Annotated in this window: 24 protein-coding genes; all 24 read left to right on the top strand. The window is 27.4% G+C overall.

What is annotated here, in order from left to right; translation table 11 throughout:
- The 24 genes from nuoH to fabZ all read left to right on the top strand — a co-directional run bounded on the left by nuoH (position 1) and on the right by fabZ (position 25128).
- On the top strand, positions 1 to 999 hold the full coding sequence (gene nuoH / locus ACTTBK_RS03040; protein ID WP_262589304.1) for an NADH-quinone oxidoreductase subunit NuoH: 999 nt from the start codon (positions 1 to 3) through the stop codon (positions 997 to 999).
- A 2-nt stretch (positions 1000 to 1001) separates the two neighbouring features.
- The gene (gene nuoI, locus ACTTBK_RS03035; protein WP_440618510.1) at positions 1002 to 1487 is read left to right on the top strand and encodes an NADH-quinone oxidoreductase subunit NuoI; all 486 of its coding nucleotides are present in this window, start codon (positions 1002 to 1004) and stop codon (positions 1485 to 1487) included.
- A complete protein-coding gene (locus ACTTBK_RS03030) occupies positions 1488 to 2120 on the top strand; it encodes an NADH-quinone oxidoreductase subunit J (protein WP_440618509.1) in 633 nt (210 codons plus the stop codon). It begins immediately after the preceding gene.
- Positions 2113 to 2424 carry an NADH-quinone oxidoreductase subunit NuoK gene (nuoK, locus tag ACTTBK_RS03025; RefSeq protein WP_075506644.1) on the top strand — a complete coding sequence of 104 codons (312 nt, stop codon included), beginning with the start codon at positions 2113 to 2115 and terminating at the stop codon, positions 2422 to 2424. The genes ACTTBK_RS03030 and nuoK overlap by 8 nt, the downstream gene beginning before the upstream one ends.
- A 2-nt stretch (positions 2425 to 2426) precedes the next feature.
- Positions 2427 to 4340, top strand: coding sequence for an NADH-quinone oxidoreductase subunit L (gene nuoL, locus ACTTBK_RS03020; RefSeq protein ID WP_440618508.1), 1914 nt, complete (start codon positions 2427 to 2429; stop codon positions 4338 to 4340).
- Positions 4340 to 5821 (top strand): NADH-quinone oxidoreductase subunit M, encoded by a 1482-nt coding sequence (locus tag ACTTBK_RS03015; RefSeq protein WP_440618507.1) that lies wholly within the window; start codon positions 4340 to 4342, stop codon positions 5819 to 5821. Before nuoL ends, ACTTBK_RS03015 begins: the two co-directional genes overlap by 1 nt.
- Before the next feature lies 1 nt (position 5822).
- Positions 5823 to 7241, top strand: a complete 1419-nt coding sequence (nuoN, locus tag ACTTBK_RS03010; protein ID WP_440618506.1) for an NADH-quinone oxidoreductase subunit NuoN — start codon at positions 5823 to 5825, stop codon at positions 7239 to 7241.
- Complete coding sequence (locus ACTTBK_RS03005) at positions 7241 to 7777, top strand: biotin--[acetyl-CoA-carboxylase] ligase (protein WP_440618505.1); 537 nt, start codon at positions 7241 to 7243, stop codon at positions 7775 to 7777. The genes nuoN and ACTTBK_RS03005 overlap by 1 nt, the downstream gene beginning before the upstream one ends.
- Positions 7778 to 7782: 5 nt before the next feature.
- Entirely contained in the window at positions 7783 to 8529 is a 747-nt protein-coding gene (locus ACTTBK_RS03000; protein WP_440618504.1) for a type III pantothenate kinase, read from the top strand.
- Position 8530: 1 nt separating this feature from the next.
- Entirely contained in the window at positions 8531 to 10189 is a 1659-nt protein-coding gene (locus ACTTBK_RS02995) for a ribonuclease J (RefSeq protein ID WP_440618503.1), read from the top strand.
- Positions 10189 to 10434 carry a DUF1467 family protein gene (locus ACTTBK_RS02990; protein WP_440618502.1) on the top strand — a complete coding sequence of 82 codons (246 nt, stop codon included), beginning with the start codon at positions 10189 to 10191 and terminating at the stop codon, positions 10432 to 10434. Before ACTTBK_RS02995 ends, ACTTBK_RS02990 begins: the two co-directional genes overlap by 1 nt.
- A 1-nt stretch (position 10435) precedes the next feature.
- A complete protein-coding gene (gene proS / locus ACTTBK_RS02985) occupies positions 10436 to 11770 on the top strand; it encodes a proline--tRNA ligase (protein WP_440618501.1) in 1335 nt (444 codons plus the stop codon).
- Positions 11767 to 12996 carry a lipoprotein-releasing ABC transporter permease subunit gene (locus tag ACTTBK_RS02980; protein WP_440618500.1) on the top strand — a complete coding sequence of 410 codons (1230 nt, stop codon included), beginning with the start codon at positions 11767 to 11769 and terminating at the stop codon, positions 12994 to 12996. The genes proS and ACTTBK_RS02980 overlap by 4 nt, the downstream gene beginning before the upstream one ends.
- Positions 12989 to 13666 carry an ABC transporter ATP-binding protein gene (locus ACTTBK_RS02975; protein ID WP_440618499.1) on the top strand — a complete coding sequence of 226 codons (678 nt, stop codon included), beginning with the start codon at positions 12989 to 12991 and terminating at the stop codon, positions 13664 to 13666. Before ACTTBK_RS02980 ends, ACTTBK_RS02975 begins: the two co-directional genes overlap by 8 nt.
- Complete coding sequence (gene dnaE, locus ACTTBK_RS02970) at positions 13659 to 17075, top strand: DNA polymerase III subunit alpha (RefSeq protein ID WP_440618498.1); 3417 nt, start codon at positions 13659 to 13661, stop codon at positions 17073 to 17075. Before ACTTBK_RS02975 ends, dnaE begins: the two co-directional genes overlap by 8 nt.
- Before the next feature lie 129 nt (positions 17076 to 17204).
- Positions 17205 to 18023: a 30S ribosomal protein S2 gene (gene rpsB, locus ACTTBK_RS02965; RefSeq protein WP_440618497.1), complete on the top strand. Its 819-nt coding sequence runs from the start codon at positions 17205 to 17207 to the stop codon at positions 18021 to 18023.
- A gap of 1 nt (position 18024) precedes the next feature.
- Positions 18025 to 18876 (top strand): translation elongation factor Ts, encoded by an 852-nt coding sequence (gene tsf / locus ACTTBK_RS02960; protein ID WP_440618496.1) that lies wholly within the window; start codon positions 18025 to 18027, stop codon positions 18874 to 18876.
- Entirely contained in the window at positions 18877 to 19428 is a 552-nt protein-coding gene (frr, locus tag ACTTBK_RS02955; protein ID WP_440618495.1) for a ribosome recycling factor, read from the top strand.
- Positions 19425 to 20099 (top strand): polyprenyl diphosphate synthase, encoded by a 675-nt coding sequence (uppS, locus tag ACTTBK_RS02950; protein WP_440618494.1) that lies wholly within the window; start codon positions 19425 to 19427, stop codon positions 20097 to 20099. The genes frr and uppS overlap by 4 nt, the downstream gene beginning before the upstream one ends.
- A complete protein-coding gene (locus ACTTBK_RS02945) occupies positions 20099 to 20773 on the top strand; it encodes a phosphatidate cytidylyltransferase (RefSeq protein WP_440618493.1) in 675 nt (224 codons plus the stop codon). The genes uppS and ACTTBK_RS02945 overlap by 1 nt, the downstream gene beginning before the upstream one ends.
- On the top strand, positions 20770 to 21927 hold the full coding sequence (locus ACTTBK_RS02940; RefSeq protein WP_440618492.1) for a 1-deoxy-D-xylulose-5-phosphate reductoisomerase: 1158 nt from the start codon (positions 20770 to 20772) through the stop codon (positions 21925 to 21927). Before ACTTBK_RS02945 ends, ACTTBK_RS02940 begins: the two co-directional genes overlap by 4 nt.
- Positions 21928 to 21935: 8 nt before the next feature.
- The gene (bamA, locus tag ACTTBK_RS02935; RefSeq protein WP_440618491.1) at positions 21936 to 24185 is read left to right on the top strand and encodes an outer membrane protein assembly factor BamA; all 2250 of its coding nucleotides are present in this window, start codon (positions 21936 to 21938) and stop codon (positions 24183 to 24185) included.
- Positions 24186 to 24689 (top strand): OmpH family outer membrane protein, encoded by a 504-nt coding sequence (locus tag ACTTBK_RS02930; protein ID WP_440618490.1) that lies wholly within the window; start codon positions 24186 to 24188, stop codon positions 24687 to 24689.
- Positions 24682 to 25128 carry a 3-hydroxyacyl-ACP dehydratase FabZ gene (gene fabZ, locus ACTTBK_RS02925; protein ID WP_440618489.1) on the top strand — a complete coding sequence of 149 codons (447 nt, stop codon included), beginning with the start codon at positions 24682 to 24684 and terminating at the stop codon, positions 25126 to 25128. Before ACTTBK_RS02930 ends, fabZ begins: the two co-directional genes overlap by 8 nt.
- Positions 25129 to 25157 lie beyond the last annotated feature (29 nt).

Genomic DNA, 25157 nt, shown 5'->3' with positions numbered 1-25157 from the left:
ATGGAATATTTGAATATAGTTTTTCAAGAGGTATACAAAATTCTATTTTTGTTGGTTCCAGTTTTGGTTTCTGTAGCTATGATTGTTTGGCTAGATAGAAGAGTTTGGGCTTTTGTTCAAAAAAGACAAGGACCAAATGTAGTAGGACCATTTGGATTACTTCAATCATTGGCTGATGCTTTGAAATATATTTTTAAAGAAATAATCATTCCATCAAGCTCTAACAAAGTAATCTTTATATTAGCACCTATTGTTACTATGACATTAGCTTTGATTGCGTGGGCTGTTATACCATTTAGCGCAACCCAGGTTTTAGCGGATATTAATGTCGGTATACTTTATCTTTTTGCTGTTTCATCCCTAGGTGTTTATGGAATAATTATGGGAGGATGGGCTTCAAACTCTAAATATCCTTTCTTAGGTGCAATTAGATCTGCGGCTCAAATGGTATCATATGAAGTTTCAATTGGGGTTATTATTATCAATGTATTGTTGTGCGTAGGCTCATTGAATTTGAATGACATCGTAATTGCTCAACAAAATCTATGGTTTGTAATTCCGTTATTTCCAATGTTTGTAATATTTTTTATCTCTGCTTTAGCTGAAACCAATAGACCACCTTTTGATTTACCTGAAGCTGAAGCAGAATTAGTTGCTGGATACCAGACAGAATATTCAGGAATGATGTATGCAATGTTTTGGTTAGGTGAGTATGCAAACATTTTATTGATGTGTGCTATGGGAGCTATATTATTCTTAGGTGGTTGGTTATCACCAATAGATATTTATCCATTTACTTTAGTTCCAGGTGCAATTTGGTTAATTTTAAAAATTTTACTTTTATTTTTCTTATTTGCTTTAGTAAAAGCAATTGTACCAAGATATAGATATGACCAATTAATGAGATTAGGTTGGAAAGTATTTCTTCCTTTGTCATTAACTTGGGTTGTTTTAACTGCAAGTTATTTATTTTACTTTAACCTTTTACCAACAAACTAATTATGAATTTATCCAGATTTTTTAAAACTATTTTCATGGTTGATTTTATAGGCGGTTTGTTCATTGCAATAAAAGAATTGTTTAAACCAAAAAAAACAATCAATTATCCTTTTGAAAAAGGAAAAATTAGCCCAAGATTTAGAGGTGAGCACGCTTTAAGAAGATATCCAAATGGAGAAGAAAGATGTATTGCATGCAAACTTTGTGAAGCTGTATGTCCAGCCCAAGCAATTACAATTGAATCTGCTCAAAGAGAAGATGGCAGTAGAAAAACTACTCGTTATGACATTGATATGATGAAATGCATTTATTGTGGTCTATGTGAAGAAGCTTGTCCTGTTGATGCTATAGTCCAAGGTCCAAATTTTGAATTTTCGACTGAGACAAGAGAAGAATTATATTACACGAAAGAGAAATTATTAGATAACGGTGACAGATGGGAGAATATTCTAGACGCTAATATTAAAGCGGATAGTTCACATAGATAAATGATTGCTCACGCTATTTTCTTCTACACTTTTTCTATAATTGCGGTTGTGTCAGCAATAATGGTTACAGTATCAAAAAATACTGTCCACTCAGTTTTCTTTTTAATATTAGATTTTATCAGTATTTCTTGTCTATTTATTATGATTGGTGCTGAGTTTTTGGGTATGATAATGTTAATTGTTTACGTTGGAGCCGTAGCAGTTTTATTTCTTTTTGTTGTAATGATGCTAAATGTTGCTCAACAAAAAAATCAATGGTTTGCCTCTGCTGCTAGCTCAAAACATATTCCTGTTGGATTAATTATTAGTACAATCATTTTCTTTGAACTAATTATTGTAATTGGCGGATGGAAATACAAACCAGAGATTTTTGATATTAACAATTCATCAAAAGTTTCAGACTTAAGTAACACACACTCTTTAGGTCAAATATTATACACTGATTACATACATGTATTTCAAATTAGCGGTATGATTTTGTTAGTTGCGATGGTTGGAGCAATCGTTCTGACTTTTAGACAAAGGTCAAACGTTAAAAGACAAAGTTATATAAAACAAATTTCTCGTGAAAGAGCTGAAGGAGTAAGTGTTGTAGAAGTTGCTTCTAACAAAGGAGTTAAAATAGATGACTGAGATAGGTTTAGGACACTATTTAACTTTAGGTGCTGTTATATTTTCAATTGGAGTTATTGGAATTTTTCTTAATAGAAAAAATATTATTGTTATATTGATGAGTATTGAGTTGATTTTATTAGCTGTAAATATCAATTTAGTTGCTTTTTCAATTTTTCTCGGAGATTTAGCTGGTCAAGTATTTACCTTATTTATTTTAACTGTAGCAGCTGCAGAAGCTGCAATTGGTTTAGCTATAATCGTTGTTTACTATAGAAACTCTGGAACTATCAGAGTTGAAGAAATTGATGAGTTGAAAGGATAATAATGGAACTTTCAATTTTATTTCTTCCACTAATAGCATCAATTATTTCAGGTTTTTTTGGGCGTTACATTGGTGATAGAAATTCTGAAATAGTAACGAGTGCATTAGTCTCTATATCTGCGATTTTATCAATAATTGTTTTATATCAGGTAATCATTAATCAATATGAAGAAAATATTGTTATAGCAACTTGGATTAATTCAGGTTCACTTGATGTTAATTGGTCAATGTTAATTGATCCTCTATCAGCTGTAATGTTGGTTGTAGTTACTTCTGTATCAGCATTAGTTCATATTTATTCCATTGGTTACATGTCTCACGATCCACATAAACCAAGATTTATGGCTTACCTATCATTATTTACATTTGCAATGTTAATGCTTGTAACATCAGATAATTTTATTCAATTATTTTTTGGTTGGGAGGGAGTTGGACTTTGCTCATATTTTTTAATTGGTTTTTGGTTTAAAAAAGAGAGTGCTAATGCAGCTGCAATTAAAGCTTTTGTTGTTAATAGAGTGGGTGACTTTGGTTTTGCATTAGGTATTTTTTTAGTCTTTTATTTGTTTGGGACTGTCAATTATGATGAAGTTTTCCAACAAATTCCAACTGTTGTAGATAAAAATTTATCTTTTTTAGGTTTTGAGGTTAAAGCGATAGATTTGGTTTGTTTATTGTTATTTATCGGAGCTATGGGTAAATCAGCTCAAATCTTACTTCATACTTGGCTGCCTGATGCAATGGAAGGACCAACACCAGTTTCTGCTCTAATTCACGCTGCAACAATGGTAACTGCAGGTGTATTTTTAGTTGTTAGATGCTCACCTATTTATGAATTTTCTCCAGTAATTTTAAATTTGATTACTGTAGTTGGTATGACAACAGCTTTTTTTGCTGCAACGGTAGCTTTAGTTCAAACAGATATTAAAAAAATAATTGCTTATTCAACATGTAGCCAACTTGGTTATATGTTTTTTGCAGCTGGTGTAGGCGCTTACAATGTAGCTATGTTTCATTTATTTACACATGCCTTTTTTAAAGCTTTATTATTTTTAGGATCTGGATCAGTAATCCATGCTTTTAAAGATGAGCAAAACATTAATAACATGGGAGGTGTATGGAGAAAATTACCTTACACTTATGCTTTAATGATTATTGGAACTCTTGCTTTAACAGGTTTTCCTTTCTTATCAGGCTTTTACTCAAAAGATGCAATTATTGAATTTGCTTATTTAAAAGGAAATACAACAGGTTACTATGCAGCCGGTATTGGCATAGTCACTGCTTTTTTAACGTCAGTTTATTCTTGGAGACTAATATTTAAAACATTTCATGGCGAATATAATAATAAAGAGATTAAAATAGAGGAAACGCACGAGTCACCTTTGGTAATGCTTGTTCCGTTATTTGTGCTTTCTATTGGTGCAATTTTTGCAGGTGTTTTATTTAAAGATTTGTTCATTGGACATGGTGGTGAAAATTACTTTTGGTCAGAATCAATCAAATTTTTAGAACCTCTAAGCACAGATCATCCACCAACATGGTTTTTACTTTTAACACCTAGTTTAGTTATCTTATCAATACCTATTGCTTATTACTTATTTGTTAAGAACAAAGAATTGCCAAATGAAATAGCTTTAATGAATAAACCTTTATACAATTTCCTTGTCAATAAATGGTACTTTGATGAGTTGTATGAGGTTATTTTTATTAAATCATCGAAAAAACTAGGGACATTTTTATGGAAAGTTTGTGATGGAACTATAATTGATGGATTTGGTCCTGATGGAATTTCTTCTTTTATAAAAAAATGTTCGATTAAAGCAAATAAATTTCAAAGTGGTTTTATCTATCAGTATGCTTTTGTAATGTTGTTAGGTTTTTCTGCTTTATTAACTTTTTTGATAGTTAAATAATGAGCTTTCCAATTTTATCATCTTTAATCTTGTTACCTACTACAGGAGCTCTTTTTTTATTTTTTACAAAAGATAAAAATGGAAATAATTCAACAGCTAAATATGTAGCTTTATTTACAAGTATAGTTAATTTTTTAATTTCTATATATTTGTGGATATCTTTTGACCAAAGTATATCTGATTTTCAATTTGTTGAAGATAGAAGATGGATTGAAGGATTTATTAATTATAAAGTTGGTGTCGATGGAATTTCTATATTATTTATAATCTTAACAACCTTCATAACTCCACTTTGTATTATTTCAGTTAACAATTCAGTTAAAAATAGATTACGAGATTTTTTAATTGCAATTTTAATTATGGAAAGTTTCATGATTGGTGTTTTTTGTGCACTTGATTTAGTTGTTTTTTATTTATTTTTTGAGGCTGGATTAATTCCAATGTTTTTAATTATTGGGATTTGGGGTGGTCCAAAACGTGTTTATTCAGCATTTAAATTTTTTCTATATACTTTGCTTGGATCAGTTTTGATGCTTGTTGCGATCATTTCAATATACTGGATATCAGGCACAACTGATGTAGTTAAACTTTATGAAATTGGAATTGATGCTAAATATCAAAATTTATTATGGTTAGCTTTCTTTAGTTCTTTTGCAGTAAAAACACCTATGTGGCCTGTTCACACTTGGTTGCCAGATGCCCATGTTGAAGCTCCTACTGCAGGTTCAGTTTTATTAGCAGCAATCTTATTAAAAATGGCAGGATATGGTTTTATTAGATTCTCACTAGGGTTATTTCCTGTGGCTTCGGATGTATTCACACCTCTTATTTATACTTTAAGTGTTATAGCAATAATTTTTACATCTTTTATCGCTTTAATGCAGGAAGATATGAAAAAGTTAATTGCATATTCGTCTGTTGCACATATGGGTTTTGTAACTTTAGGTATTTTTACTCTTCAACAACAAGGTATCGAGGGAAGTATAATTCAGATGATTAGTCATGGATTAGTGTCTGCAGCTCTATTTTTATGTGTTGGTGTTGTTTATGACCGTATGCATTCAAGAATGATAAATTCTTATGGTGGTATAGTTTCCATAATACCAAAGTATTCGATTTTATTTATGTTATTTACATTAGCCGCTTTAGGATTACCTGGAACAAGTGGTTTTATTGGTGAATTTTTAATTTTAATGGGTGCCTTTAAGGATAATTTTTTAGTAGCTGTGTTAGCAAGCTTAGGAGTAATTTTAGGAGCTGCTTATATGCTTTGGTTGTATAAAAGAGTTGTTTTTGGGAAATTAGTCAATGAAGATTTAAAACAAATGTTAGATTTAAATAAATCAGAATATGTAATTTTAACATGCTTAGCTATACCAACTTTATTTTTTGGTTTTTATCCAGATCCTTTGATTAATACAATTGAGGTTTCTGTTTCAGATTTAATAAATATGCATAATATTAATTTAGCGAGTAAATAACATGGAAAATTTAAATTTAATTTTACCTGAAATTTTTATCTCATTATCAATAATGTTTTTACTTGTATTGGGAGTATTTAAAAAAAATAGTTCAGGCATTACTTTTAACTTATCTTTATTTGTATTTTTGATTGCTGCTATAATTACTATTAACGAAACTTTCTCTGTGAATAGAGAAATTTTGTTTAATGGCAGTGTTGTAATAGATAAGATGTCTTCATTTATGAAGATCATTACATTATTAGGTGGTTTTCTAGTATTGGTTATTTCTTCTAGTTATTTAAAAATATTTAAAATTTTTAATATTGAATATCCAGTTTTAATTTTGAGTTCTGTACTAGGAATGATGGTCATGATTAGTTCCAATGATCTAATTGTGTTTTATATGGGTCTAGAGTTACAATCATTAGCCTTATATGTTTTAGCAACTTATAACAGAGATCAACTAAAATCATCTGAAGCAGGTTTAAAATATTTTGTATTAAGTGCATTATCATCAGGATTATTACTTTATGGATGTTCACTAATTTATGGTTTTTCAGGATCTACAAACTTTGATGTAATTTCCATACAACTTAATTCAAATGAGTATGTACTGACTTTTGGGATAGTTTTTATTTTAGTAGGTTTAGCATTCAAAATTTCAGCAGTGCCATTCCATATGTGGGCACCAGACGTATACGAAGGATCTCCAACCACAGTAACTTTATTTTTTACAATGGTACCAAAAATCGCTGCGTTAACTGTATTTATTAGATTTTTATATGTTCCATTTTTAAATCTAATCGATCAATGGCAAATGATAATTGTATTTTTATCTATTGCCTCAATGCTATTTGGTGCAATTGCAGCAATTGGACAAACAAATATTAAAAGACTAGTTGCTTATAGCTCTATTGGACACATAGGATATACATTGGCTGGTCTTGCCACTGCTTCTAATGAAGGAATTCAAAGTTCAATAATTTATATTTCAATTTATGTTGTAATGAATTTGGCTCTTTTTTCTTGTTTGTTAATGCTTAAAAGAAATAATCAATATTACGAAGATATTGATGACTTATCTGGTTTATCGAAAAATCATCCATTATTATCACTTTCTTTACTTGTAATATTGTTTTCATTGGCAGGGATACCACCATTAGCAGGATTTTTTGCTAAGTTTTATGTTTTCAAAGCAGTTTTAGAACAATCAATGTATTTTTTAGCTATTGTTGGATTGTTATCTACTGTTGTTGCAGCTTTCTATTACTTAAGAATAATTAAAATTATGTACTTTGATAAAGAAAAAGATAAATATGATACAGATCATAGTTTATGGTTAAAATTTTCATTAACTTTTTCTACAATATTAATTCTTTTATACTTCATATTTCCAAGCCAATTAATTGAGGTAGTATCAAGAATTAATATTATTTAATGAAATTTAAGAAATTTAATTTTAAAATAATAAAAAGTACTAACGATACAGCTGCAAGAATAATAAAAAAAACTAACTATAAATTTGGTATGGTTGTTGCTGAAAAACAATTTAGTGGTCGAGGTCAGTATGGAAGAAAATGGATTTCATATAAAGGAAATTTATTTGCTTCTTTTTTTCATCCTTTTGATGAAAATAAATTCTCAATAGAAAGAGTTACAAAGTTAAATTGTAATTTAGTTAAACAAACACTCTCTAAATATATAAAAAATAAAATTAATTTTAAAAAACCAAACGATTTATTAATTAATAAAAAAAAAATTAGTGGGATTTTACAAGAAATTATAACGAAATCAGATAAAAAATTTTTAATTACAGGAATAGGAATTAATGTAATAAAAAATCCAAATATTAAAAATTATCCATCTACAAATTTGCATAGAATAACAGGAAAAAAAATTAATAAATCTGAATTAGAAAAAAATTTGAAACTAGTTTTTGAAAAAAGAATATCAAAAATGTATAAAATAAATTAATTAATATGTATATTTTAGGTGACATAGGAAATACCGACACTAAAATTTTTTTAGTTTCCAAAAGGAATAAAATTTTAAAAAGAATTACTTGTATTTCAAAAAAAATAAGTAATAACCAATTAAAAATTTTATTTAAAAAAAATAAAATTCAAATAAATAAAATTGAAAAAATATTGTTTTGTAGTGTTGTCCCAAACACTTTTAAAATTATAAAAAACTACTTTTCTAAAATCACTAAAATTAAATGCAATGAAGTAAAAAATTTGAATTTAAAATCAATGATTAAAATTAAAGTTGATTACAAGCAGGTAGGCTCTGATAGAATTACAAATGCCATAAGCTTATTGGATAAAAAAAATAATTATATAATTTTAGATTTTGGTACTGCTACAACATTTGATGTTTTAATAAAAAATACGTATATGGGAGGAATAATAGCTCCTGGTATTAAGTTGTCTCTTAATACTTTGTCAGACAGAGCTACTTTAATCCCAAAAATTGAGCTTAAACGTATGAAAAAAGTAATAGGTAGCAACACACTTTCTGCTGTTAGATCAGGTTTTTTTTGGGGTTATGCTGGTTTAATTGACAATATGATTAATTTAATTAAGAAAGAGACAAGAAAATCCTTTAAAGTTGTATTGACAGGTGGATTTTCTGATTTATTTACAAGTTCAATAAAATCGAAAGTTAAACATAACCAAGATATTACAATTAAAGGTCTAATAAAGATTTCTGAGCAAATAAAATAATATGAAAGATGAATTGTTATTTTGTCCACTAGGTGGATCTGGTGAGATTGGTATGAACATGAATTTGTTTGGTTATGGTCAACCAAGCGATCATAAATGGATAATGATAGACATTGGTGTAACTTTTGCTGATGACACTATACCAGGTGTTGATTTAATTTATCCTGATCCTGGATTTATTGTTGAGAGAAAAGATAACTTGTTGGGTATAGTTTTAACTCATGCACATGAGGATCACATTGGAGCAATTGCACATTTATGGCCAAAATTAAGATGTAAAATATTTGCTACCCCATTTACAGCAGTTTTGATTAGAGAGAAGTTTCGAGAAAAACAAATAGATATTACTAGTGATTTACAAATTGTTGAATTGAATGGAACTGTTTCATTAGATCCATTTGAAATTGAATATATAACTTTAACTCATTCAATTTTAGAACCTAATGGCTTAAGAATAAAAACTCCAGCTGGTGTAATTTTACATACAGGAGATTGGAAAGTAGATCCCAATCCACTTATTGGTGAAAATATAAATGAGAAGAGATTAAAAGAAATTGGTGATGAAGGAGTATTGGCAATGATCTGTGACTCTACTAATGTTTTTAGTGCCGGCAAGTCTGGATCTGAACTTGATGTCAGAAAAAATATGTTAAATGTAATGTCGAGATTGAAAAAGAGAATTATAATTACTTCATTTGCATCTAATGTAGCAAGAATGGAGACAGCATTTTATTGTGCTGAGCAAACAGGAAGACAAATTTCACTAGTTGGAAGATCGATGCATCGTATTTACAAAGCTGCACGTCAATGTGGATATTTAAAAAATACAATTGAACCAATTGACCCTCGTGAAGCTAAAAATTTCTCAAGAGAAAAAATAGTTTATCTTTGCACAGGTAGCCAAGGAGAACCAATGGGAGCCATGATGAGAATTTCTAGTTATGTACACCCTGATGTTTTTATTGAAAAAGGTGATGCTGTGATATTTTCATCAAAAATTATACCTGGAAATGAAAAAAAACTTTATAAATTGCACAACCAACTTGTTAAAGATGGTATAGAAGTGATATCTGAAGAAACTGAATTTGTTCATGTTTCTGGTCATCCAAATAGAGAAGATTTAAAAGAAATGTATCAATGGGTTAAACCTAAATGTGTAATACCTGTACATGGTGAACATAGGCACATGATAGAACACATAAATTTTGCAAAAGAAATGCAAGTTCCATATCCTGTACAAGTAGAAAATGGTGATATAGTTAAGTTATATCCTGGTAATCAGCCTGAAGTTTATGACAAAGCTCCAAGCGGTCGATTATATTTAGATGGCAATGTAAGTGTTGATCCAGACTCACAGTCAATTAAAGATAGAAAAAATTTGAGTGCAAATGGATATCTTGAAGTAACTTTAATGATAACACCTAAAGGAAATATTCATAACAATCCTGTGCTTTCTTTTCGTGGTTTGCCTGTAGATGATAAAGAAGAATTTGTTTATGGACTAGAAGAAGAAATAGAAAAAACATCTAGGACATTTAAAATTGGAAGCAAGCAGCAAGAGCATAATTTAATTGATGCATTGAAAATTGCCTGTAGGAAATTTTCTAAGGAAAGAACGGGTAAAAAACCTTTCACTAATATTAACTTAGTCAGAATTTAATGAGTGTAACTGGTTTAGCAATTATCTATGTAATTATATGGTGGATAGTCTTCTTTGCTATACTTCCTATTGATGTAAACAGAGCAAAAATAGTAAAAATTGATGGGGAAGATCCAGGATCACCTGAAAACCCAAAAATGTTGAAAAAATTCTTGTATAGCACTGGTATAACAACTGTAATTTTTATCATTATTTATTTACTAATAAAATTTGAATATTTAAATTTAAGAAATATGATTAGTTAAGATGCTTTTATCAAATTCATTTATTCCGATATTAAAAAATAATCCTTCTGAAGCGAAAATTAAATCTCATCAATTAATGTTGAGAGTTGGTATGATTAAGCAAGCTTCTGCAGGAATATACTCATGGTTACCTTTAGGCTTCAAGGTAATGAAAAAAATAGAACAAATTGTTAGAGAAGAGCAAAATAAAATTGGAGCTCAAGAAATATTAATGCCTACAATTCAATCTAGTGAGATATGGAAAGAAAGTGGTCGATATGATGATTATGGTGAGGAGATGCTTAGAATAACTGATCGTCAAAATAGAGAAATGCTTTATGGACCTACCAATGAAGAGCAAGTAACAGAAATTTTTAGATCTTCAATTAAATCTTATAAATCATTACCCCAACTTATGTACCACATACAATGGAAATTTAGAGATGAAATAAGACCTAGATTTGGAATAATGAGGGGAAGAGAGTTTTATATGAAAGATGCCTATTCATTCGATGTATCAGATGAAGAAGCCTTTTTTTCTTATAATAAATTTTTTCTTTCATATTTAAAAACTTTTAACAGATTAGATCTAACTGCAATACCTATGGCTGCTGACACTGGCCCAATTGGAGGAAATTTATCTCATGAATTTATTATCTTAGCAGATACGGGAGAAAGTAAAATTTTTACTGATAAAAGAATTTTTGACTTAAATAGTGATGAAACTCAATTAGAAAAATCTTCGTTAAAAGAAATGAGAAAAAAATATGAGCAATTTTATGCTGTGACAGATGAAAAGTTTAACAAAGATGAATTTGAAAAAATAGTTTCAAAGGAAAATCAATTAATCACAAAAGGTATTGAGGTAGGCCACATATTTTATTTTGGCGACAAATATTCAAAACCTATGAATGCATCAGTAGATTTACCAGGTGGAAAAAAAGATTTTGTTAAAATGGGTTCTTATGGAATTGGTGTATCAAGGCTAGTTGGGGCAATAATAGAGGCAAAATATGATGAAAAAAATGAAATCATGAAATGGCCATTGTCTGTTGCTCCATATGATATTGCTTTGATACCGATGATAAATAAAAACGATAATTCAGCACTTGTTAAAGCCAATAATATTTACAGTGAGTTATTAAAAAATAATATTGATGCTCTTATTGATGACACAGATGAAAATTTTTCATCCAAAATTAAAAAAATGAATTTAATTGGGGCTCCGTATCAAATTATCATTGGAAAGAAGAGTGAAGGTGATTTATTAGAGTTCAAAGAAACAGGTGGTGAAACTCAAAACTTACCTTTTAGCAAAATTATAGAAATTATAAATAAACAAAAAAATTCAATTTGATTTCTACTTTAGAAAAAGAAATTACTTTAAGATTTTTAAAAGCTAGAAAAAAGGATGGCTTTTTAAATGTTATTTCAATATTTTCTTTCATCGGAATAAGTCTAGGTGTTGCTGTTCTTATTATTGTTATGTCAGTAATGAACGGCTTTAGAACCGAATTAATCAATAAAATTGTAGGATTTAATTCACATATTACTGTTAAACCTTTTTCAACTTCAATAGATGAAGATAAAATAAATAATAAACTAAAGTTAATCTCTAAGAATATTATTTTTAGTAATTCAGGAGAGGCAATTATTCTAAAAAACAATAATACTAAAGGAATAGTGTTACGAGGCTATAAATACAATGATCTTTTAAATTTAGAGGTATTAACAAATGAAAAATTTAAAGGTGAATTAAATCAATTTGATAAAAATTTCATATCAATTGGAAGTGAACTGAGTTTTTCTCTAGATCTTGAAATAGGAGATGAATTGACTTTAATGTCACCGTCTGGTGTTCAAACAATAATTGGCAGTATGCCAAAACAAAAAACTTTTATAGTTAATTCAATTTTTAACAGTGGTTTAGCAGAGTTTGATAACAATATTGCATTTATTGAACTTAATATTTTAGAAGAGTTCTTTGGATATGATCCCAACGAAAGAAATTTAGAAATTTACCTGAAAAATCCAAATAATATTGAATCCCAAAAATTAATAGTAAAACAAGTTTTTGATGATGAGTTTGTTTTTAGTTGGGCAGATATGAATAGTTCATTATTTTCTGCTTTAAAAGTTGAAAGGAATGTAATGTTTATTATTTTGTCATTAATAATAATTGTTGCTGCATTTAATATTATTTCAGGATTAACTATTTTAGTGAAAAACAAAACAAGGGATATTGCTATCTTAAAATCAATTGGAGTATTAAATAAATCAATAATTAAAATTTTTTTCTTAGTTGGAGTAACAATTGGTACTTCTGCAACAATTTTTGGAATTTTTTTAGGTGTAACTTTTTCTATTTATATTGAAAACTTTAGACAATTTTTGAGTTCAGTTTTCAATATAAGTTTATTTCCAGAAGAAATATATTTTTTAAGCAAGATGCCTTCTGAAATTAATCCGACATCAATAATTTTGATCTCAGTTTGCTCGATATTTATAACTATTTTAGTATCAATTTTTCCAGCATTTAAGGCGGCTAAGTTAGATCCAATTAAATCTTTGAAATATGAGTAAGTATTTAGAATTAAAAAGTATATCAAAAAGTTTTGAGACTGAAAAAAAGATTAGAGTTTTAAAAGGTTTGACACAAAATTTTGAAAAAGGTAAAATTTATTCGCTCATGGGCCCATCTGGTTCAGGAAAATCAACTTTGTTAAATTTAATTTCTTTAATAGACAGACCTTCATCAGGTCAAATTATGTTTAATCAAAATCAAATTAATTTTAATGATACAGAAGAAAATGATATTTTTAGATCAAAAAAAATTGGTATTGTTTATCAACAAAACAATCTTCTTTCTGACTTTACTGCTTTAGAAAATATTTATTTAGCATCACTTGCTAACAATAATGACAAAGAATTAGCAAGTACAAAGGCTAAAAAATTATTAAAAAAAATTGGTCTTTCAAATAGATCAAATCACTTTCCTTCTCAACTTTCAGGTGGAGAGGCTCAAAGAGTAGCTATAGCAAGAGCCATTGTAAATGATCCAGAAATAATCTTAGCGGATGAGCCAACAGGTAGTTTGGATATGAATACTGCAAAAGAAGTTTTTAAACTTTTATATAATCAAAAAAAATCAGATAGATTAATAATATTTGCAACTCACAATAGATTTTTTGCTAATAAGGCAGATTGCCTATTGGAGATGAGAGATGGTATTATAAAATCATCTAATGTCTGAGTCATTAAATCAAAATTTTAATCATCTAAAAGTCCATACACAATATTCTATATGTGAAGGTGCGGCCAAGATTGATGATTTACAAGAATATTGCAAATCAAACAAAATTAAATCTTTAGGAATAAGTGACACTTCGAATTTATTTGGAGCTTTAGAATTTGCAGAAAAAATTTCTAAATCAGGAACACAGCCAATTATTGGCACTCAAATTAATTTTAAACTAAATGATACAACTGGATTGTTACCTCTATTTGCTTTGAATGAGAAAGGTTATAAAAACATTATTGAATTATCTTCTAATTCATATTTAGAAAATGATGAATTGAGTGATCCACACGTAAATTTTGATGAATTGTTAAAAAGTTCTGATGGTGTTTCGGTTTTTTCAGGTACTGTTTTAGGTTTATTTGGAAAATTATTTGATAAAGGAAAATTTACAGAAATAAATGAAATTTATTCAAAAATAAAAGATGTTTTTGGAGATAGGTTTTATTTAGAAATTCAACGTCATAACGATGCAAATGAAAATGGGTTTGAAAAATTTAACCTAAAACAATCTGTAGAATTAGAAATACCAATAATTGCTACTAATGAAGTTTTTTATTTATCAAAAGATATGCATGAAGCACACGATGCTTTAATTTGTATTGGTAACAAAACATACATAAATGAAAAAAATAGATTAAAATTAAGCGATCAACATTATTTAAAAACTAACTCTGAAATGACTGAGTTATTTGCTGATATACCAGAGGCATTAGAAAACAATTATAACTTTCCTTTAAGATGTAATTTTAGACCATTATTCTCTAATCCTATATTGCCAAATATTAGTACTGATAAAGATGGTAATGCAGATGATCTTTTAACTAAATATTCTTTAGAAGGACTGCGAGATAAATTTTTAAAAGTTTTTAATGTTAAAGATAGCGTACTTGAAAATGATAAAAATTTTCTTCTTTATAAAGAAAGACTAGATCATGAACTTTCAATAATTATTAAAATGAAATATTCGAGTTATTTTTTAATTGTATCTGATTATATAAAATGGGCTAAAGAAAATGATATACCAGTTGGTCCTGGTAGAGGTTCAGGTGCTGGATCATTGGTTGCTTGGTGTATATCAATTACTGATGTTGACCCAATTAAGTTTAATTTAATTTTTGAGAGATTTTTAAATCCAGACCGAATTTCTATGCCTGATTTTGATATAGATTTTTGTGAGGATAAAAGAGATCTTGTTTTTGAATACTTAACTAAAAAATACAAAGATAGCGTAGCACACATAATTACATTCGGTAAACTTAAAGCACGTATGGTGATCAGAGACGTTGGTAGGGTTATGGGATTACCTTATGGGTTTATTGACAGTATATCAAAAATGATACCTTTTGATCCTTCTAGACCTCAAAATTTAACCCAATGTATAGCTGGAGAGCCAAGATTACAAAAGCTAATTAACGAGGATACCAGAGTTAAAAAATTAACAGAGTTATCATTAAAATTAGAAGGTCTAAATAGAAATGTTGCTACTCATGCTGCAGGTGTAGTTATTGCAGATAAAAAATTAACGGAAGTAGTGCCTTTATATAAAGATACTTCTGCAGATTTGCTTTTACCCTCAACACAGTTTGATATGTATTCAGCTGAAAATGCTGGTTTAATAAAATTTGATTTCTTGGGGTTAAAGACATTAACAGTAATAAATAACACTCAAAAATTAGTTAGAAAAAAAGATAAAAAATTTAACATTGAAGAAATAGATTTTGATGATCAAAAAGTTTTTGATCTATTATCATCTGGCAAAACCGTAGGTTTGTTTCAAATTGAAAGTGCTGGAATGAGAGAAGCTTTGCTTCACATGAAGCCAAATCATATTGAAGATATTATTGCATTGGTGGCATTATATAGACCAGGTCCAATGAGTAACATACCAACTTACAATGATTGCAAGCATGGCAAACAAAAACCAGATTATTTACATCCATTATTGGAAGATATTTTAAAACCTACATATGGAGTGATTATTTATCAAGAGCAAGTAATGCAGATTGCTCAAAAATTATCTGGATTTACAGCAGGACAAGCTGATCTCTTAAGAAGAGCAATGGGTAAAAAGAAGAGAGCAGAACTAGAGAAACAAAAACAAGGATTTATTGCAGGAGCAGTTAAAAATGGAATTGCAAAAGATGTTGCAGCTGGAATATTTTTAAAAATTGAGCCTTTTGCAGAATATGGATTTAATAAAAGTCATGCTGCAGCTTATGCAATAATTTCATATCAAACTGCGTATTTAAAAACTTATTATCCTAAAGAGTTTATTGCTGCATCAATGACTATGGATATTTCTAATCAAAATAAATTAAGTGAGTTTTATGAAGAATTAAAAAGACTTAATGTTGAAACAATTAGACCAGATATAAATGAATGTTTTGCCGATTTTAGAACTATTGATGGAAAATTTTATTATGCATTAGGTGGAATTAAAGCTGTAGGCTATGAAGCAATTTCTAATATTGTTAAAGAGAGAGAGTTAAATGGAAAATTTGAGTCTATTAATGATTTTATAAATAGAGTTAATCCAAAAGATATAAATAAATTGCAATTAGAGGGATTAGTAAAAGCAGGAGCTTTTGATAATTTAAACTTAAATAGACAAGCAATATTTAATTCTATACCTAATTTAATTTTAAAAAATAAAAATATTGCTGAAAATAAATTAGCAAATCAAATTGATTTATTCTCCGACAATAATGAAGTAGAGGAAGATATATTAACCAAAATAGATGATTGGAAATTTGAAGAGAGATTATCTAAAGAATTTGAATCAGTTGGATTTTTTATATCTGATCACCCGTTAAATCAATTTATCGAAATTTTTGAAGACTATAAAATCAATGATTATACAAAATTCATATTAGATGATAATTCTGAAAATGTTAATGTAGCTGCAACATTACTTAAAGTTCAAGAGAGAAAAACTGCTAAAGGAAATGCATATGCTGTTTTAAAGTTAACAGATTTAAATAGTGTATTTGAAATATTTATTTTTTCAGATTTGTTGGAGTTAAATAGAGAAATTTTAAAAGAAGGTAACTCATTGATTTTAACTTTGGTTAAAAATGTTTCTAACGATGAAAACCGTTTTAAAAGAATTAATGTTCAAAAAATAGCTTCTTTAAAAGATTTATTTAATAGTCCAATTAATGAAATATCATTTAGTGTTAAATCTATTGAACAAATTCAAGAGATATCAAAATTTTTAAATGAAGATGGCAAAACTCAAGTAAAATTCAATCTCTCAACAAAAGATCAAATTTTAAATTTTCAATTAAAAAAACCAATGAATCTTGACAGAAAATCTTTAAATCTTTTAAGAAAACAGCAAATTCAAGCAGAAATTAGTTAAATAAAACTTGTCAATTTTAACAAATATTTGTAAATAACCATTAAATTAAATTAACACGCACACAGTTGTTGGTTTTATACCTCCGGTCCTTAATTGGAAATTACTGTGGTGGCTTAACCGGGAATAAATATGAAAATACCTAACGTTACAATTCAACAATTATTAGAAGCAGGTGTTCATCTTGGACATAAAACCTTGAGATGGAATCCAAAAATGAAGAAATATATTTTTGGAAAAAGAGACTCAATTCACATTATAGATTTAACTCAAACACTTGAGTTAACTAAAGTGGCTTTGGAAAAAGTCTATAATACAATAGCAAATAACGGAAAAATTTTGTTTGTATCAACTAAAAAACAAGCATCAGAGGCTATAGCGGAAGTTGCTAAAGAAACGGATCAGTACTTTGTGAACTACAGATGGTTAGGAGGAATGCTAACTAATTGGGGAACAATATCTAATTCAATAAAAAAATTGAAAAAATTAGAAATTGATTTAGCTGCTGAAAATAGAGGTTTTACAAAAAAAGAACTCCTTAAGATGAGTGTAAAAAAAGATAAACTTCAAAGATCATTGGGTGGTATTGCAGAAATGAAAAAAGTTCCAGAATTAGTTTTTGTAATAGACACTAACTATGAGTCATTAGCTATTGCTGAGTCATCAAAATTAGGTATTCCTATAATTGCTATTTTAGATAGTAATTCTAACCCAGACTATATTGATTATCCAATTCCTGGTAATGATGATGCAAGAAGAGCTATAGATCTATATTGTAATTTAATTAAAGAAACAATTAATAATGCAAAAAGTTCAATTCAATCATCTGAGCCTAAGCAGGAAAAAGCAAAATTAGATAATAATGATGATAAAAACAAAACTATACAAGAAATTGATAGAGAAAAACTAGAAAAAAAATTCTCTAACGAGGAAAAAGGAAAGTTAAATTAAAATGAGTGATATAGAAAAAGTAAAAAAATTAAGAGAAGCAACAGGTGCTGGATTTAAAGATTGTAATTTAGCAATAAAAGAGTCTGGTGGTGATTTAGATAAAGCAATTGAAATTCTAAGAGTTAAAGGAATATCAAAAGCTTCAAAAAAAATGTCTAGAGATGCAAAAGAGGGAGTTGTAGTAGTATCCGGTGATGAAAATAAAACTTCTGTGATTGAGGTAAATTGTGAAACAGACTTTGTTGCAAAAAATGATGATTTTATAAGCTTTGTTAAAGAATTGAGTGAATTGAATAACCAGCATAATTCTAATCAAGATGAATTAAAAAAAGCTGTGATGAAAAATGGACAAAGTGTAGATGATAATTTAGTGGCTCTAATTGCAAAAATTGGTGAAAAAATCACAATTGGAAAATCTAAAACTATTGAAAATACAAGTGGTATCAATAACCATTATTTGCATACAGTTGTAAAAGATAATGTAGCAAAATTAGCAGTGTTAGTATCTCTTGATACAAATGATAAATCAGATACAGTTAAGTCATTTGGTAAACAACTATCCATGCATATTGCAGCTTCAAATCCTTTAGCACTTGAAACAAATTTAATTGAACAAACAGTAATTGACAAAGAACAAGAGCTTGTTGCAGAGGAATTAAAGAATTCTGGTAAACCTGAGGAAATAGCTAAAAAAATAAGTTTAGGTAAAATGAATAAATTTAAAGAAGAAAATGCACTTTTAACTCAAGCATGGGTTATGGAACCTAAGAAAAAAGTTCAAGATATTGTGAAAGAACTTTCTATAGCTGATTTAAAAATTAAGGAATTCTTTAGAATAAAAATAGGAGAGTAAATGTTTAACGAGAAATCTTATGGTTTAAAGATGGATAAGGCCATAGATGTATTTTCTAAAGAACTAGCTTCTCTTAGAACAGGTAGAGCCAATGCAGCAATGCTAGATTTAGTTAAAGTTGACGTATATGGACAACAAATGCCAATCAATCAAATTGGGAGTATAACAACTCCTGAACCTAGAATGATAAATATTCAAGTATGGGATGCTAACAATGTACCTTTATTAGATGCTGCAATTAAAAAATCTGATTTAGGCCTCAATCCTCAGATAGATGGCCAGTTAATTAGACTTCCAGTACCCGAATTAAATGAAGAAAGAAGAAATGAATTAAAAAAAATAATTAAATCAATTGGTGAAAAATGCAAAGTATCTATAAGAAATATTAGAAGAGAGGCAAACGAAGACCTAAAAAAATTATTAAAGTCCAAGGAAATTGGTGAAGATGATGAAAAATCTAAAGAAAAATTAATTCAAACAATAACTGATGAACATATCAAATCAGTGGACGAAAAAGTTTCTTCAAAAGAAAAAGAAATAATGACAATATGAACCCACTAAATCATGTAGCCATCATTATGGATGGTAATGGAAGATGGGGATTAAATAATAAAAATTCAAGAATTGCAGGACACAAAGCTGGTTTATATGTTGTCGAAGATATAATAAATCAAACTTTGAATCTTAAAATTAAATATTTAACTTTGTTTGCTTTTTCTACAGAAAATTGGCGAAGGCCAAAAAAAGAAATAAACTACCTTTTTTCACTATTAGAAAAATTTTTAAATAAAAACTTAGTAAAATTTCATAAAAAAAATATTAAATTAAAAATTTTGGGAAGAAAAAATTTTTCCAAAAAGTTAAATAACTTACTTTTAAAAGCAGAAAAAACAACATTCAAAAATGATGAGCTTCAAGTCAATTTAGCATTAAATTATGGTTCAAAATATGAAATAATTAATGCAATTAAAAAAATCAAAAATTCAAATAAAAAAATTACAATAGAAAATTTTTCACAAAATTTGTTAACCAAAAATATACCTGACCCAGATTTACTCATAAGAACTGGAAATACAAAACGATTAAGCAATTTTCTTCTTTGGCAGCTTGCGTATGCTGAAATTTTTTTTGAAAAAAAATTGTGGCCAGATTTTAATGAAAAAGATTATTTAAAAATATTAAATAAATTTAGAAAAATTAAAAGAAATTTTGGAAATATCTAATGTCAAAAAATATTTTTAGAAGAATTTTTACATCAATTATATTGTTATCAACCTTATTATTTTCAATTTTTCAGAGTAAATTATTGTGGTTGTTATTAGTTTTTGTCGCATCAATAATATGTATTTTTGAATCTTTAAATATTCTGAAGATATTTATAAAAAGAAATTCAGTTTATTATTTTTCTATACTATTAACTCTATTATATTTTATTTACTTTTTTATAATTTCTTGGTTATCTTATTCTTATTCAATTACTTTTTTGTTATTTGTGATATTTGTTGTCATATCATCTGATAGTGGCGGTTATATAATTGGTAAATTGATTGGTGGATATAAATTAACAAAAATAAGTCCAAATAAAACAATCTCTGGAAGCATTGGATCATTTATTTTTTCATTATTACCGTGCTTATTTTTTCAAATAACTTTTATTTATTCAAAAAATTTAAATTACAAAATCGATAATATTTTTGAAGTTTTAATTTATAGTTTATTTTTATCTTTAATTTGTCAAATTGGGGATTTGTTTGTTTCTTATTTCAAGAGAAAAGCTAATGTTAAACATACTGGTAAAATATTGCCTGGACATGGTGGTTTATTGGATAGAGTTGATGGATTAATTTTTGTATTACCTGTAGCATATTTTGTGAATACCACTTTTAAAGTTATATGATAAAAAAAATTGCAATATTGGGTTCAACTGGTTCTATTGGCAGTTCATTAATCGATATAATTTCAAAAGATAAAAAAAAATTTAAGATAATATTGTTAACTGCAAATCAAAATGACAAAAAATTAATTAACCAAGCCAAACTATTGAATGTAAAAAATTTGATAATTACAGATAAGAAAAAGTTCAACAAATTAAAAAAAAATAAAAATAACTTTAACCTGTTTAATGATTTTAAAAGTTTAAACAAAATTTTAAAAAATAAAGTTGATTACGTTATGTGTGCGATTACAGGTATTGAAGGTCTACTGCCAACATATAATTGTATTAAACATACAAAAAATATTGCTATAGCAAATAAAGAGTCTTTAATTTGTGCATGGGATATTCTTGAAAAAGAAATGAAAAAACATAATACACAATTTATTCCAATAGACTCTGAGCATTTTTCATTATGGTCTGCAATTAAATTGAAATATAAAAAAAATATTGAAAAGCTATATATTACTGCATCAGGAGGACCATTCTATAAATTACCAATTAATAAATTTATTAATATAAAAATTAAAGATGCTATTAATCATCCAAATTGGAGAATGGGGAAAAAGATATCAATTGACTCTGCAACAATGATGAATAAAGTTTTTGAAGTAATTGAAGCAAGAAACATTTTTGAAGTTCATATAAATAAAATTAATATTTTAATTCATACTAATTCTTATATACATGCTATGGTTAAGTTTAATAATGCAGTATCTAAAATTATTTTACACGATACAGACATGAAAATTCCAATTTTTAATTCAATTTACCAAAATAAAAAATATTTTAAGAGAACTTCGGATATTGATTTGAAGATATTAAATAATTTAAATTTAAAAGAACCAGATCTAAAAAAATTTCCTTTAATCAAGATTTTGAAAAAAATACCTCCCTTTAACTCACTATTTGAAACTGTCATAATTACGATCAATGATTTTTTGGTAGATTTGTTTTTAAAAAAAAAAATTAGCTTTGTTTCAATTTCGAAAATTTTTTTTTTAGAAATATCTAATAAGGAATTTCAAAAATATAGAAACATAAGACCAAAAAATTTAGATGAGATATTAGAACTTAAGAATTTTGTACAAAAAAGATTAACTTCGAGGTATATATAAGGCCTTTTATGTCAAAACATATTAAAAATTTTATCTTATTGTTAGCTACATTTCTTTCAATAATCAACACTTCCAACTCAGAGATCATCAAAGATATAATTGTTGATGGAAACCAGAGAATTTCAAAACCAACAATTATTTTGTTTTCTCAAGTAGCAATTAATGACAACATAGAAACCAATGACCTGAATACAATTATTAGAAATTTGTATGAAACAAATTTTTTTAAAGATATTTCTGTAACATTTAATAAAAATATTCTTAAAATTAAAATAGAGGAAGAGCCATTAATTGAGAATGTAAAATTTATTGGAGTTAAAGCAGATAAAATTCTTGACCCTATAAGAAAAACTTTGTCTCTTAAAAATAGATCATCTTACAAAGAAAGTACTTTCTTTGATGATCAAAACAAAATTAAAGATATGCTAAGGTCAATGGGTTATTATTTTTCTGATTTAACTTCATCATTAGAAGATTTGGGAGATAATAAAGTTAATATAATCTATAATATTAAATTAGGTGAAAAAGCAAAGATATCTAAAATAAGTTTTACTGGAAATAAAATTTTCAAAGAAAAAAAACTTATATCTCTAATTGCTAGCGAAGAATATAAATTTTGGAAATTTGTTACTGGAAAAAAATATTTAAATGAAGAATTAGTAAGTTTAGATACTCGATTGTTAAGAAATTTTTATTTAAACAAAGGCTATTACAAAGTCGAAATTAATAGTACATTTGCAAAACTTACATCTAATGATGAATTTGAATTAATTTTTAATATTGATGCTAAAGATAAATATTTCTTTAATGATTTAAAATTAAAAATCTCAGACGATTATAATGATGAAAATTTTGATAAAATATACAAATCTTTTGAAAAATTAAAAAACAAACCTTATTCTTTAAATTCAATTGATAATATATTAAATCTAATTGACGAGATTGTAATTTCCGAACAGTTTGAATCAATTAACGCTGAAGTTGATGAGAATATAGTTGATAATAATAAAATCAATCTTACTTTTGATGTTAAGGAAACTGAAAAGTTTTTTGTTGAAAGAATTAATATTTATGGAAACAATGTAACCGAGGAGAAGGTTATAAGAAATCAATTAATAATTGATGAAGGTGATCCTTACAATGAAATATTAAAAACTAAATCAATAAATAACATTAAGAATTTAAATTTTTTTAAGAGTGTTAAGAGTGAAATTTTAGACTCAAATTTAGGTAATAATAAAATATTAAATATTGAAGTAGAGGAAAAAGCCACAGGTGAAATAACCGCAGGAGCTGGGTTTGGTACAGATGGTGGAACAATAGCTTTTGGAGTTAAAGAAAACAATTTTTTAGGTAAAGGAATTTCAATAGACTCAAGCATTAGATTAAGTGAAGAGGATATTAAGGGTGGCATTGTTGTTTCTAATCCAAATTTTAAAAATACAGATAAAAGTGTTTATTTTTCCCTCCAAACTTCGGAAACTGATAGAATGAAAAAATCAGGTTATAAAACAAATAAATCTGGATTTAGTTTTGGAACTGAATTTGAATTTTTCGATGATGTTAATTTTGGTCTTGGAACTTCAAATTTTTATGAAAAAATATCTACAGACTCCACTGCTTCTGCAAGACAGCAACAACAAAAAGGTCATTATTGGGATAGTTTTTTAAATTTAAGTTTTTCTCAAGACAAAAGAAATCAAAAATTTCAAACTAGTAAAGGATATTTGTCTAGGTATGAAATTGATATACCAATAATTAGTGATACCAACAGTTTTATAAATCAATTTAATTATAAATATTACACAGAATTGTATAATGAAAATGTATCTAGTTTAGGATTTACTATTGGTTCTGCATTTTCTTTGGATGATAATGATATAAAGTTATCTGAAAGACTTTTCATTCCGTCTTCAAAACTAAGAGGTTTTGAAGGAGGAAAGGTTGGTCCTAAAGATGGAAATGATTTTATTGGAGGAAATTATTTAACAACTTTAAATGCTTCAACAACATTGCCTCAAGTACTGCCTAATTCTCAAAACACAGATTTTCTAATGTTTTTCGATGCTGCGAATATTTGGGGTGTGGATTATGATTCTACATTAGGACAAAACAACAAGATAAGAAGTTCAGTTGGTATTGGTTTAGATTTTTTTACACCGATAGGTCCACTAAACTTTACACTTGCACAACCAATTACAAAAGATACCGACGATATAGTTCAAGAGTTTAGATTTAATTTAGGCACAACTTTTTAAATGAAACTGTCAAATCTGTTTTTATTTTTTTTTTTAATTTTCAGTTTTTCCAACTCATATGCAAATGATAAAATTGTTTTTGTTGATCTAGATTATTTACTCTCAAACTCTAAAAATGGAAAAAAAATCTTGGATGATTTAAATGAATTAAATAATAAAAATATTAAAAAATTTAAATTAGAAGAAAAAAAATTAAATGAAGCTAAAAATGAAATAAAAAATTTACAAAATATTATTTCTGTAGAAGAATACCAAGAAAAAATTACAAAACTAAAGGAAGATGTTAAAAAATATGATCTATATAAAAATGATACGATAAAATTATTTGAAAAAACTAAAAATAGTGAATTAAATTTGTTTTTTAAAAACTTAAATGAAATTTTGAGTAAATATATGAAAGAAAATCTTATAAGTGTTATTTTAGATAAAAAAAATATAGTTATGTCACAAAATAAAAATGATATAACAAAAGAAATTTTAAATATTATAAATAATAATGACTAAACTTAACAAAACTGAAATTAAGGAACTCCTCCCTCATAGAGATCCTATGCTTTTAATAGATGATATTGAGATTAAAAAAAAATTATTTTCTGCCTCTGCTTTAGTCAGGGTTAGAAAAAATAGTTTTTATGTGCAAGGTCATTTTCCTGATAATCCTGTAATGCCAGGTGTTCTTATTGTAGAGTCTTTTGGACAAGCAGCCGCAGCCTTAACTGCACATGGATTAGACAAATCTACCTACAAAGATAAATTAGTATTTTTAATGGGTGTTGAGAAAGCAAGATTTAGAAATCCTGTTATACCCGATTGTGACTTAATTTTGAATATAGAAGCAATAAGATCACATGGTCGAGTTTGGAAATATAAAGGTGAAGCGTTTGTTGATGACAAAAAAATGGCAGATGCCGTTTGGTCTGCTACTATTGTAGACAAGAAATAAATAGCAATAAATATTGATAACCTCCTTAA

The sequence above is a fragment of the Candidatus Pelagibacter sp. HIMB1493 genome, assembly GCF_052047995.1.
In the GTDB taxonomy this organism is placed as follows: domain Bacteria; phylum Pseudomonadota; class Alphaproteobacteria; order Pelagibacterales; family Pelagibacteraceae; genus Pelagibacter.
The sequence above is the reverse complement of the archived record's forward strand: the minus strand, read 5'-3'. Positions and strand labels throughout refer to the sequence as shown.

Coding starts and splice junctions, on each gene's coding strand:
- nuoH (WP_262589304.1), top strand. CDS start 1: ATGGAATATTTGAATATAGTTTTTCAAGAGGTATACAAAATTCTATTT.
- nuoI (WP_440618510.1), top strand. CDS start 1,002: ATGAATTTATCCAGATTTTTTAAAACTATTTTCATGGTTGATTTTATA.
- ACTTBK_RS03030 (WP_440618509.1), top strand. CDS start 1,488: ATGATTGCTCACGCTATTTTCTTCTACACTTTTTCTATAATTGCGGTT.
- nuoK (WP_075506644.1), top strand. CDS start 2,113: ATGACTGAGATAGGTTTAGGACACTATTTAACTTTAGGTGCTGTTATA.
- nuoL (WP_440618508.1), top strand. CDS start 2,427: ATGGAACTTTCAATTTTATTTCTTCCACTAATAGCATCAATTATTTCA.
- ACTTBK_RS03015 (WP_440618507.1), top strand. CDS start 4,340: ATGAGCTTTCCAATTTTATCATCTTTAATCTTGTTACCTACTACAGGA.
- nuoN (WP_440618506.1), top strand. CDS start 5,823: ATGGAAAATTTAAATTTAATTTTACCTGAAATTTTTATCTCATTATCA.
- ACTTBK_RS03005 (WP_440618505.1), top strand. CDS start 7,241: ATGAAATTTAAGAAATTTAATTTTAAAATAATAAAAAGTACTAACGAT.
- ACTTBK_RS03000 (WP_440618504.1), top strand. CDS start 7,783: ATGTATATTTTAGGTGACATAGGAAATACCGACACTAAAATTTTTTTA.
- ACTTBK_RS02995 (WP_440618503.1), top strand. CDS start 8,531: ATGAAAGATGAATTGTTATTTTGTCCACTAGGTGGATCTGGTGAGATT.
- ACTTBK_RS02990 (WP_440618502.1), top strand. CDS start 10,189: ATGAGTGTAACTGGTTTAGCAATTATCTATGTAATTATATGGTGGATA.
- proS (WP_440618501.1), top strand. CDS start 10,436: ATGCTTTTATCAAATTCATTTATTCCGATATTAAAAAATAATCCTTCT.
- ACTTBK_RS02975 (WP_440618499.1), top strand. CDS start 12,989: ATGAGTAAGTATTTAGAATTAAAAAGTATATCAAAAAGTTTTGAGACT.
- dnaE (WP_440618498.1), top strand. CDS start 13,659: ATGTCTGAGTCATTAAATCAAAATTTTAATCATCTAAAAGTCCATACA.
- rpsB (WP_440618497.1), top strand. CDS start 17,205: ATGAAAATACCTAACGTTACAATTCAACAATTATTAGAAGCAGGTGTT.
- tsf (WP_440618496.1), top strand. CDS start 18,025: ATGAGTGATATAGAAAAAGTAAAAAAATTAAGAGAAGCAACAGGTGCT.
- frr (WP_440618495.1), top strand. CDS start 18,877: ATGTTTAACGAGAAATCTTATGGTTTAAAGATGGATAAGGCCATAGAT.
- uppS (WP_440618494.1), top strand. CDS start 19,425: ATGAACCCACTAAATCATGTAGCCATCATTATGGATGGTAATGGAAGA.
- ACTTBK_RS02945 (WP_440618493.1), top strand. CDS start 20,099: ATGTCAAAAAATATTTTTAGAAGAATTTTTACATCAATTATATTGTTA.
- ACTTBK_RS02940 (WP_440618492.1), top strand. CDS start 20,770: ATGATAAAAAAAATTGCAATATTGGGTTCAACTGGTTCTATTGGCAGT.
- bamA (WP_440618491.1), top strand. CDS start 21,936: ATGTCAAAACATATTAAAAATTTTATCTTATTGTTAGCTACATTTCTT.
- ACTTBK_RS02930 (WP_440618490.1), top strand. CDS start 24,186: ATGAAACTGTCAAATCTGTTTTTATTTTTTTTTTTAATTTTCAGTTTT.
- fabZ (WP_440618489.1), top strand. CDS start 24,682: ATGACTAAACTTAACAAAACTGAAATTAAGGAACTCCTCCCTCATAGA.